2 protein-coding genes are annotated in these 1,575 nt (G+C 64.6%); one reads left to right on the plus strand and one right to left on the minus strand.

Going from position 1 to position 1,575, the window contains the following annotated elements:
* On the plus strand, nucleotides 1-777 hold a 777-nt coding region (locus tag VGH54_RS24660), incomplete at its 5' end, for a WS/DGAT domain-containing protein (RefSeq protein ID WP_331514756.1).
* A gap of 3 nt (nucleotides 778-780) precedes the next feature.
* On the opposite strand, the gene VGH54_RS24665 is transcribed toward VGH54_RS24660, so the two are convergent.
* Nucleotides 781-1,575, minus strand: a 795-nt coding sequence (locus VGH54_RS24665; protein WP_331514757.1) for an SAM-dependent methyltransferase, incomplete at its 5' end; no start/stop codon positions are given.

Raw genomic sequence — 1,575 nt, forward strand, 5'->3', positions numbered from 1 at the left:
ATACGGCGGGTACGCCGAAACTCCAGGTCTGCCCCGGGACTGGCCCGAAACTTCCGTCCGCCGGCGACCTTCCTCAATCACGTCGTGACGCCCGGGCGCTCCTTCGCCAGCGCCACGCTTCCACTCGCCGACGTCAAAGGCACCGGCAAGCGTCTCGGCGCCACGATCAACGACATGGTGTTGGCAATCAGTACGGGAGCGCTTCGCGCGCTGCTGCTGAAGTACGACGGTCACGCCGACGAGCCCTTGCTGTGTGGCGTGCCGATGAGCATCGACACCTCGCCAGAACGAATATCCGGCAACGCCCTGGGCACCGTCGTCGTAACGCTGCCGGTACAGGTCGCCGATCCGCTCGAGTGGGTGCGCCTGGCCCACACCGGCGCGACCATAGGCAAGGAGAACGCGCAGCTTCTCGGGTCCGAACTGGTGAGCCGGTGGTCCAACTACGCACCACCCGCCTTGACGGAGTGGGGTTTTCGCCGCATCGCAACCAGCCGCTCGGGCAACAAGCTGATCAACGTGCCCGTCTCCAACGTGCCGGGCCCGCGCCAGTTCGGCCGGGTCGCGGGCGCCCCACTCACCGAGATCTACTCGGTCGGGCCGCTCACTTTCGGCGTGGGAGTCAATATCACCGTGTGGAGCTACGTCGACCAACTCAAAATCTCGGTGCTCGCCGACGATGCGACCTTCGACGACCCCCACGAGGTCACCGACGCTATGGTCGACGCATTTTCGCTCATTCGCCAGGCGGCTGGCATGCCTGCCGAGGTCACATAAGGGTCAGTCCAAGAGGCCTTCGACGAACACGCTTTCCGGGATTGCGGCGTCGAGGCCGGCGGGTGCGGCCCGGTTGCTGGCGGCCATCAGATCGTCTGCGCTCGTCGCCGAGGTGACGGACCATCCGTGGGTTCGCAGCCAGTCGACAACCTCGGTGCGCTCACCCTCATAGAGCAGGTTGCCCGATTCGGTGACGTCTTTGCTGCCCAGCTTGACCGCGACGTTCCGATACAGTTCGGTCTGCTCTTCGCGGCGCGCGAAACTATCTGCGCTGAAGAACTCGTTGGTGAACGCTTCGACCGCGACCCGGCTTCCGGGAGCGCTGAGCGACTGGATCCGGTCGAACAACAGGTCCTGGGCGTCAGCGGTCAGATACGGCAACAGGCCCTCCGCCGACCACGCCGTTGGAGCCGACGCGTCAAACCCGGCCTCCGTCAAGGCTTTCGGCCAGTCCAGACGCAGATCGATGCCGACGCTGACGTGCGACGCAATCGGGTCGACGGCATGAGATTCCAGTGTGCCGGTCTTGAATTCCAGCACCTTGGGCTGGTCGATCTCGTAGACCACGCATCCGGCAGGCCAGGCGAGCCGCCACGCGCGCGAGTCCAGACCGGCCGCCAGGATTACTACCTGCCGGATGCCGTCGCGGGTCGCCGTCAGAAAGTAGTCGTCGAAGAACTTCGTCCGGCATGCCGTGTAGCCCAGCATTGCCTGCATCCGGTCCTCGAATTGTGGGTCGACATCAGTTAGTTCGGCCGGCAATTCATCATCCAGATAAACCCGCCAGATGCCGTCGCC

Origin of the sequence: Mycobacterium sp. (assembly GCF_036488105.1) — a bacterium.
Classification (GTDB): domain Bacteria; phylum Actinomycetota; class Actinomycetes; order Mycobacteriales; family Mycobacteriaceae; genus Mycobacterium.